Raw genomic sequence first — 7,335 nt, 5'->3', positions numbered from 1 at the left:
CGCAGTTTCGCTCCACGCTTCCTCCCCACAGTCGGTCGCCCTTCCGCAGTTGCGCTTCACTTCGCTCACTGTGGTCAGCTTGCGGGAGGACTTGCACCTCCAAGAGTGCGCCCATGCTGGGCGCACGCGAAAAAGGGAGAACAGCCGATGCTGCTCCCCCTTCTTCTGTTTGGTAGGCCCGGACGGACTTGAACCGTCGACCAAAGGATTATGAGTCCTCTGCTCTAACCAACTGAGCTACAGGCCCAAAATTTGTACTGAATAGCTGGGTTCCCAACTGTCGTGCTTCGGAAATACCGCCCAGCATCGGTGCGGCAGGGAGCCCGCCATCACCAATTGCTCCCGTCACAAAGTGGCGTGAGGATATGGCTTTTCGCCTCAGCCCGTCAAGGCTTAATTACCTTCCAGGAAGCTCTTGAGCTTGTCGGAGCGCGATGGGTGGCGCAGCTTGCGCAGCGCCTTCGCTTCAATCTGGCGAATCCGCTCGCGCGTGACGTCGAATTGCTTGCCCACTTCTTCCAGGGTGTGGTCGGTCGACATCTCGATGCCGAAACGCATGCGCAGCACCTTCGCTTCGCGTGGCGTCAGGGAATCGAGCACATCCTTGACCACCCCACGCATCGAGGCATGCAAGGCCGCGTCCGATGGCGCCAGGGTATTGTTGTCTTCGATGAAGTCGCCAAGGTGCGAATCGTCATCGTCGCCAATCGGCGTTTCCATCGAGATCGGCTCTTTCGCGATCTTCATGATCTTGCGGATCTTGTCTTCCGGCATTTCCATCTTGATCGCCAGGGTCGCCGGATCGGGTTCCGCCCCGGTTTCCTGCAAGATCTGGCGCGAGATGCGGTTCATCTTGTTGATCGTTTCGATCATATGCACCGGGATGCGGATCGTGCGCGCCTGGTCGGCGATCGAGCGCGTGATGGCCTGGCGGATCCACCAGGTCGCATAGGTGGAGAATTTATAGCCGCGACGGTATTCGAACTTGTCCACCGCCTTCATCAGGCCGATATTGCCCTCCTGGATCAGGTCGAGGAATTGCAGGCCGCGGTTGGTGTACTTCTTCGCGATCGAAATTACCAGGCGCAAGTTGGCCTCGGTCATTTCGCGCTTGGCCTTGCGCGCCTTCATTTCACCGGCCGCCATCTGGCGGTTAATGTTGCGCAAGTCAGGCAGCGGCAGCACCACGCGCGCCTGCAGGTCGATCAGGCGCTGCTGCAATTCCTTGATCGTCGGAATATTGCGTCCGAGGATGGCCGAGTAGGCGTGGCCGGCGCCCACTTCGCCATCGACCCATTCCAGGTTCGTTTCATTGCCCGGAAATACCTTGATGAAGTGGGCGCGCGGCATGCCGCACTTGTTCACCGCCACATCGAGGATTTGCTTCTCGATATGGCGCACTTCATCGACTTGCCCGCGCAGGGTGTCGCACAGTTTCTCCACCACCTTGGCGGTGAAACGGATGCCCAGCAGTTCGTTGGAAATCGATTCCTGCGCCTTGACATAGGCTTTCGAGTTGTAGCCATCTTTCTCGAAGGCCTTGCGCATCTTGTCGAACTGCACCGAGATGATGTCGAATTTTTCCAGCGCCTGGTTTTTCAGCGCCTCTAACTGTTCGGCCGAGAAACCCGCGGCGCCGGAAGCGTTGTTCTCTTCTTCCTCTTCCTCTTCTTCCTCGTCGGCTTCTTCCTCGTCTTCATCCTCGTCGGTGGCGGCCGGGGCCACGACCGGCTCGAGCGGCTCGTCCGGGTCGACCATGCCGTCGACGATCTCGTCGATCTTGATTTCGTCGTTCTGGATGCGGATCGCGGCGGAAATGATTTCGGCGATCGTCACCGGGCAGGCCGAAATGGCCTGGATCATGTCCTTGAGGCCATCTTCGATGCGCTTGGCAATCTCGATCTCGCCTTCGCGCGTGAGCAGCTCGACCGAGCCCATCTCGCGCATATACATGCGCACCGGGTCGGTGGTGCGGCCGAAGTCGGAATCGACCGTCGACAGCGCCGCCTCGGCCGCGGCCTCGGCTTCGTCATCGCTGGTGACGGTAGCCACATTGTCGGACAGCAGCAAGGTTTCGGCATCGGGCGCGTGCTCGTAGACCGCGATCCCCATGTCGTTGAAAGTGCCGATGATGCCTTCGATCGCTTCCGGATCGACGATGTTTTCGGGCAGGTGATCGTTGATTTCGGCGTAGGTGAGGAAACCGCGTTCCTTGCCGAACTTGATCAGGGTTTTCAATTTCTGGCGCCGGCGCTCGAGTTCTTCCTCGGTCGCTTCGGTGTCCGACGAGAAGGCGTCTTTCAGCAGCGCCTTTTCCTTGGCCTTGCGGTCCTTGGCCTTGGCCTTGTCGACCGCTTTCAGCTCGGCCCGCTCGACCGCGTTGAGGGCGGCCACTTCATCGTTCTCGGGCTGGAATTCCTTCGGCTTGCGCCCGCGCCTGCCCGGTACCTTGACTGAGGGCAGCACGTAACCGGACGTGTCGATCGCGGCCAGCGCGGCGGCATCGGTGGTCTGGCTGACGACAGGCGTGGCGCTCGCGCTGGTACTCGCACCGGTACTGGCGCTGCGCGTTTCGGCCTTGTCTTGCGCTTTATCCGCCTTGGCGGACATTCTCGTTGGCTTATCAGCCGCTTTGGTTTCAGGTTTCTTGATTGGCACAGGCGCTTTCGATGTCACAACGACTAGCTTTATGGTGGATTAAGATAAAGTTTGTTGCCGGCCTTTTCGGCCCTACGTCCCCGGACCGGCCTTCGCAGGCCCCTCCGGCATTGCTGCACTCATAACACCTTTACATCACCTTACGGGCACGACCCGCGCGATTTCGGCAGTAGTCTACTGCATACAACGGCGGTTGGAGGCGCGAGCCATGTGTGGCTGAAAAGCAAACCGATGTTTGCCCCCGACAGCGCAACGCCGTCGCAACCAAAGCTGGCCCTGGCCGCCGACGCCCACCCTCTCTGCGCCGATCAAGAGCCTAACTCACTGAAAGAAATACAACTTACGGACAACGAAAAAATTTCTGCGAACACAACACTTATCGTTTTATTATAGCACGCAGTCCGTCTTTTTCCAGTGCCAAACGCCCCCTGTGCGGGCCTCCGGTCGCATGCTTTGCGCAGGGTCTAACTCGGCCCACCTTCGGCCTCCAGCCGCTTCTGCTCGGCCGTGATTTCGCGGTAGCGCACACCCACCTGATCTGAGGTCAGGCCGGCGGAAAACAACTGGGTCAGCTCCTGTTTAAGCGCTGCAAGTTTGATCTGCCTCACAGCCCCGACCAGCCACAATTTCACGCTGTCGATATCCGATTCCGGCTCCGAGGCAATTTCGGCGATCAAGCCATCGTAGTCGTTGCTGCTATCCTTCAAATGCTGGGACAAGGCCGCAAAGCTGCCGTTCGGCCCCAGTGCCTGGCCGCAGGCGACCAGGTACAGCAGGCGCTCGGCCGCGTCCGGGCCAAAATGCTTGAACGCGGCCAGCGCCGCCTCGTCCAGCTCCAGGCTGAGCGGCGGATGGGCCACCAGGTGGCGCAAGATCTGCAATTCCAGCCCGACCGGTTCCGGCCGGCCCTGGCGCGGCGGCGCCCGGCGCGCCACCGACACCGGCTTGGACAGCTCGAACAGGGCCTCGATTTCGGCCGGGCTCGACTCGGTCATGCTGGCCAGGCCGCGCACGATCTGCAGGCGCAGCGAGCTGGGCGACATCGATTGCAGCAGCGGCTTGGCGTCGAACTGGACGTGGGCGCGCCCTTCCGAGGTGGACAGATCGTGCTCGCCCGACACTTCGCGCAGCAAAAACTGCGACAGCGGCATCGCTTCGTGGATTTCTTGCTCGAATACATCGGCGCCGAATTCGCGCACGAAACTGTCCGGATCGTGCTCCGACGGCAAAAACAGGAATTTGATGATCTTGTTGTCGCTCACCTGCGGCAGGCAGGCTTCGAGCGCGCGGCGGGCGGCGCGCCGGCCGGCCTTGTCGCCATCGAAACTGAAAATCACGCTGTCGGTCTGGCGCAGCAACTTTTGCACGTGGGTACTGGTACACGCCGTGCCCAAGGTGGCCACCGCTTGCGGAAAGCCGAGCTGGGCCAGCGCGACCACGTCCATATAGCCTTCGGTCACCAGCACGTAGCCGGCGTCGCGGATGGCCTGGCGCGCCTCGTACAGGCCGTACAGCTCCAAACCCTTCTGGAACAGCGGGGTTTCCGGGGAATTCAGGTATTTCGGTTCGCCCTGGTCCAGCACCCGCCCGCCGAAGCCGATCACCTGGCCCTTGGTATTGCGGATCGGGAACATGATGCGCTCGCGAAAGCGGTCATAACGCTTCTTGTTGCCGCCGTCCTCGTCGACCTTGTCGATCACCAGGCCGGACTCGACCAGCGCCAGCGCCTCGTAATCGGGGAACACGGTGCGCAGGTTGTCCCAGCCGGACGGGGCGTAGCCCATGCCGAAGCGGGCCGCCACTTCACCGGTCAGACCGCGGTTTTTCAGGTAGGCGATGGCATTCGTGGCGCCGCGCAACTGGCCACGGTAGTAATCGCAAGCCTGGGTCATGGCTTCGGTCAGGGCCAGCGCCTGGGCCTGGTTGGCCGCGCGTTGCAGCGGAGGAATCTTGTCATCCGCGTCGGGCACGACCATGCCGACGCCCTGGGCCAGGTCCTTGACGGCATCGATAAAGCCCATGCCCGAATACTCGATCAGGAAACCGACCGCGTTGCCATGCGCGCTGCAACCGAAGCAATGGTAAAACTGCTTGGTCGGGCTGACCGTGAAACTGGGGGATTTTTCGCTGTGGAACGGGCACAGGCCCATGAAATTGGCCCCGCCCTTCTTCAGCTGGACGTAGCGGCCGACCACATCGACGATGTCGATACGGTTGAGCAAATCGGTAAGGAAGGATTGTGGAATCACGTGCGATGAACAGTCTTTGTGTCAGGTCAGACTATACCGCCGCGTCCGCCGCAGATTTGATCTGCGACAAGACGCGGGCTTGCCGGGGCGGCTTGCGCGAAAACGTTCCGCGCAACGCGCCATACGACGATCAGGCCGGCGCGAGCGCCTTCTTGATCAGGCCCGACACGATGCCCATGTCGGTGCCTTTTGGCAATTTTCCCTTGAGCAAGCCCATGACCTTGCCCATGTCCTGCGGACCGGCGGCGCCGGAAGCGCTCACGGCGGCGGCGACTTCGGCGGCGATTGCCTCTTCCGACAGGCCGGCCGGCATGTAGGCGGCGAGGATGACCAGTTCGGCCTTTTCGATATCGGCCAGGTCCTGGCGATTGCCATTTTCAAACTGGCTGATCGAATCCTTGCGCTGCTTGATCATTTTTTCGATGATCGCCTGGGTTTGTTCATCGTCGAGCTCGATACGCTCGTCGACTTCGCGGCGCTTGATCTCGGCCAGGATCAGGCGGATCGTCAGCAGCTTGGCCGCTTCTTTCGCGCGCATCGCCGCTTTCATATCGTCGGTAATTTGTTCTTTCAAGCCCATGGCAATCCTCGTAGAGATAATGAATGAATATCAGGTAACACACAGCAAAGACCAAATAGCAAAACCCGCTGCGGTAAACCGGAGCGGGTCTGCGACTACAGTAAAAACGATGACCCGGACAGGCTGTTGGCCGTCACCGGATCAGGTTCGACTGGACAGTCTTAGAATAATTTCTTAGGCAGTTGCTGGCTGCGAATGCGCTTGTAGTGGCGCTTGACGGCAGCTGCCAGCTTGCGCTTGCGCTCAGCCGTTGGCTTTTCGTAGAACTCGCGTGCGCGCAGTTCGGTCAGCAGACCCGTTTTTTCGATGGTGCGTTTGAAGCGACGCATTGCGACTTCGAACGGCTCGTTTTCTTTAAGGCGAATAGTGGTCATGTAAAAATCAAACCGTTAGATGTAGGGAAGAACGAGATAATAGCACCGTTTCCATCGCAGTGGAAGGTTTTCGCGGTTAGCCGCCTTCCTTTTGCTATTTCGCAACAAGCCCGCCGCCGCGGTTTACACCGCCTGCCCGGCCGCCACGCCCGAGGCCCACGCCCACTGGAAGTTATAGCCGCCCAGCCAGCCGGTCACATCGACCGCTTCGCCGATGAAATACAAGCCCGGCGCCTTGGTGGCCATCATCGATTGCTGCGACAGCTCGCGCGTATCGATGCCGCCCAGGGTCACCTCGGCCTTGCGGTAGCCTTCCGAGCCGGTCGGTACGATGGCCCAGCGGTTGATGGCGTCGCCCAGCTTGCGCAGCTTAGCGTCCGGCAAGTCGGCCAGGCGCGCGTCGGGTGTCAGGCCGGCGACCGCGATCAAGACCTCGGCCAGGCGCACCGGCAGCCACTGCGAGACCACATTGCCCAGTTGCTTCTTGAGCGTGCTCTTGCCGTCGATCAGCTCCTGCGCCACATCCATCTCGGGCAGCAGGTTGACGATGATCGGCGTGCCCGGCTGCCAGTAGCTGGAAATTTGCAGGATGGCCGGACCCGACAGGCCGCGGTGGGTGAACAGCAAATCCTCGCGAAAATGGCCGCGCCTGTTGCCCTTGCCCTTGTTCGAGCCGGTTTCCACCTCGACTTCAAGGGCGATGCCGGCCAGCGGCACGAAGGCTTCCCAGCTGGGGCCGTCGAAAGTGAGCGGCACCAGGCCCGGGCGTGGCCCGACCATGTTCAGGTCGAACTGGGCGGCGAGGCGGTAAGCAAAATCGCTCGCGCCGATTTTCGGGATCGACAAGCCGCCGGTGGCGATGACGACGCTGTCGGCCAGGATCTCGCCGCTATCGGTGAGGATGAAAAAGCCCTCGGCGGTTTTTTCCAGCGACTCGACCTTGGACGGCATGCGCCAGGTCACATCCCCGCTGGCGCACTCGGCCTTGAGCATCTGGATAATCTGCTCGGCGGACTCATTACAAAACAGCTGGCCGCGATGCTTCTCGTGATAGCCGATGCGGTGTTTCTTAACGAGGGTCAGAAAATCCTGGGGGGTATACCGCGACAAAGCGCTCTTGCAGAAATGGGGGTTATCCGACAAAAAATTCTGCGGCGCCGTATTGATATTGGTGAAGTTACAACGTCCACCGCCCGAAATCCTGATCTTCTCTGCAAGTTTCTCCGCATGATCGATCAACACCACCCGTTTGCCGCGCTGGGCGGCGACGGCCGCGCACATCATCCCGGCCGCGCCCGCGCCGATCACTGCTACATCAAATTGTTTTGCCATGGCGTATGCCGGTTTCCGCTAATCACTAAAACCGTGATTGTAAACCGCGCAGGCCCGCCAAGTCCCCGAACCAGCGGTAGAAAGTCCTACAACCGGGGTCAGAGCTTTAACTTGCAACACTTTTGTTGCAAGTTAAAGCTCT

General features: G+C 60.4%; 5 protein-coding genes and 1 tRNA gene. All 6 read right to left on the bottom strand.

Annotated elements, in window-relative coordinates:
* Nucleotides 1–170: 170 nt before the first annotated feature.
* Nucleotides 171–247: transfer RNA gene (locus F1735_RS31985), tRNA-Ile, on the bottom strand.
* 146 nt (nt 248–393) lie between these two features.
* Nucleotides 394–2,610, bottom strand: a complete 2,217-nt coding sequence (rpoD, locus tag F1735_RS31980; protein WP_167240855.1) for an RNA polymerase sigma factor RpoD — start codon at nt 2,608–2,610, stop codon at nt 394–396.
* Nucleotides 2,611–3,122: 512 nt separating this feature from the next.
* Nucleotides 3,123–4,907 carry a DNA primase gene (gene dnaG / locus F1735_RS31975; protein ID WP_167240853.1) on the bottom strand — a complete coding sequence of 595 codons (1,785 nt, stop codon included), beginning with the start codon at nt 4,905–4,907 and terminating at the stop codon, nt 3,123–3,125.
* A 130-nt stretch (nt 4,908–5,037) separates the two neighbouring features.
* Nucleotides 5,038–5,487 (bottom strand): GatB/YqeY domain-containing protein, encoded by a 450-nt coding sequence (locus F1735_RS31970; RefSeq protein ID WP_167240851.1) that lies wholly within the window; start codon nt 5,485–5,487, stop codon nt 5,038–5,040.
* A gap of 161 nt (nt 5,488–5,648) precedes the next feature.
* Nucleotides 5,649–5,861, bottom strand: coding sequence for a 30S ribosomal protein S21 (rpsU, locus tag F1735_RS31965; protein ID WP_008451879.1), 213 nt, complete (start codon nt 5,859–5,861; stop codon nt 5,649–5,651).
* 123 nt (nt 5,862–5,984) lie between these two features.
* Nucleotides 5,985–7,193, bottom strand: a complete 1,209-nt coding sequence (locus F1735_RS31960; RefSeq protein WP_167240849.1) for an NAD(P)/FAD-dependent oxidoreductase — start codon at nt 7,191–7,193, stop codon at nt 5,985–5,987.
* Nucleotides 7,194–7,335 lie beyond the last annotated feature (142 nt).

Source organism: Massilia genomosp. 1, from assembly GCF_011682185.1.
GTDB lineage: Bacteria > Pseudomonadota > Gammaproteobacteria > Burkholderiales > Burkholderiaceae_D > Telluria_A > Telluria_A rubra.
The sequence above is the reverse complement of the archived record's forward strand: the minus strand, read 5'-3'. Positions and strand labels throughout refer to the sequence as shown.